Source organism: Staphylococcus sp. EG-SA-2, assembly GCF_017152085.1.
The window spans coordinates 1-1,870 of sequence record NZ_JACYHC010000700.1; the positions used below are offsets into that span (position 1 = coordinate 1).

Genomic DNA, 1,870 nt, shown 5'->3' on the forward strand with positions numbered 1-1,870 from the left:
GACAAAGATAGATATCTTTGCTAGGGTTCTAATTATGTTGAAGTGTTATGCGACATGTTGCTTTTTAATCATTTTAAAGTAAATGATTTGTAGACTGACTAATAGAATGGCTGTAATGAAGATAATAATCATATATGGTGATGTATTAAATTCGCCTTTTAAGCCAACTAATGGTGCAACAGCGCCACCTAAGATAAATTGGAATAAGCCAAGTAAACTTGATGCGTTACCACTGCCACCTGTTCGTTCTTCCATAGCCATTGTGAAACCAAGTGGTCCAATTGACGTCACAGGACACACATTTAAGAAGAATGCGATGAGTAAGACCCAAAGTGGTAAATGGAATGTAAGTGTCAGGATAATTAAAGCAACACCTACCACTTGTATAATAGTTAAAATGATTAATAATATGTGGCGATGTAATTTTTCTACTAATAAAGCAACGACTTGACTGACAATGATTAAACCTACACCGTTAACAGCAAACATGATACTAAATTGTTGGGGTGTCATATTATACAATTTTTGAGTAATAAATGGCGATGCAGATGAATAACTAAAAAGCATTACATAAGTTAAACCTTGTAATAGCATTGGAATAATAAATGCTGGTTTTTTCAAAAGACTTCCAAAGTCTTTAATGACGCTACTAAAATTCACCTGCTTTAATTCATCTTTAGATGTTTTAGGTAATTGAGAAGCGACGCCAATTAAAATGATGAGTGCCACAATAGTTAAAATTGTGAAAATAGAACGCCATGTTGCTACGGATAAAGCTAATCCACCAGCTAATGGTGCAAGAATAGTGATGATGCCATTTACTACCATTAAAGATGCTAAAAATTTAGCGAGTGCGTTGCCACTAAATTTATCACCAGCAGAGGCTTTGGCAATCACGATGACGCCACCACCAGTTAAACCTTGAATAAATCGTAAAGTTAAGAATAATGGCAATTGATCAACAAACATAGACAAACCTGATACCAAAATGAAAATGATCAAAATGGATACAGCAATCCGTTTGCGACCAAAAGCATCGGATAAAGGTCCAAAGATAAATTGGCCTAGTGCAAGACCAATCATTGTGAATGATAATGTTAATTGAATTTCTGATGTAGTAGAACCAAAATCACCTTGCACTTTAGGTAATGATGGTACGTACATATCTATAGTTAGTGGGCCAAAAGCGGTCATGACGCCTAACGTAATTAGCAATAAAAATGAAAAATGCTTCGTTTTGGTTTTCGTTGATTGCATGATCAGACTCCTTTAAATGATATAATTATATAAATTATATACGTTTTGTATGTATTTGTATGTAGTTAGAATACAAGTTTATATAAAAAATCCCTATACTCTTAATGCATCATCACGAATAACGTAGTGATACAGATAAAGTATAGGGAATTAATGTTTATCATCAAAGCAGGTGTAATAATTAATTAGCGCCACCATTGTCATCTTTAAATAAGCTTTCTAATTTAGATTTAATACTGTCGAATTTTGTATTAATATCATTTAACATGCTTTCAATTTTACCTTGGCTTGCATTGTTTTTAAGTGCATTATTTGCCTCTGTCAATTTGTTGATTTGGTCTTGATAAAATTGAGTTAGCTTAGAATCAGCTTTGTTTTGTTCTTGCTGCTTCAAGTTGTCGATTTGATTTTGTAAATTTTTAATAATGTCATCAGTTTTTTGGTTGTTTTTAATATTTTCTTTAGCATTATCGACTTGCTGGTTAATTTGGCCGTCTTGATTTTCAACTTGTTTTTTATAATTTTGAGAGACTTTAGGGTCATTACTAACTTTATCGCTATCATTGTTAAGTAAGGCGCGTGTGACAAAAATAGCGACAATAATTAAGAGAAT

At 32.7% G+C, this 1,870-nt stretch carries 2 protein-coding genes; both read right to left on the reverse strand.

Annotated features, from left to right (window positions below):
- Positions 1-45: 45 nt before the first annotated feature.
- On the reverse strand, positions 46-1,257 hold the full coding sequence (locus tag IDG60_RS12840; RefSeq protein ID WP_001192075.1) for a putative multidrug effflux MFS transporter TcaB: 1,212 nt from the start codon (positions 1,255-1,257) through the stop codon (positions 46-48).
- A 181-nt stretch (positions 1,258-1,438) separates the two neighbouring features.
- Positions 1,439-1,870: hypothetical protein (locus tag IDG60_RS12845; protein WP_206160763.1), on the reverse strand; the 432-nt coding region annotated here is incomplete at its 5' end.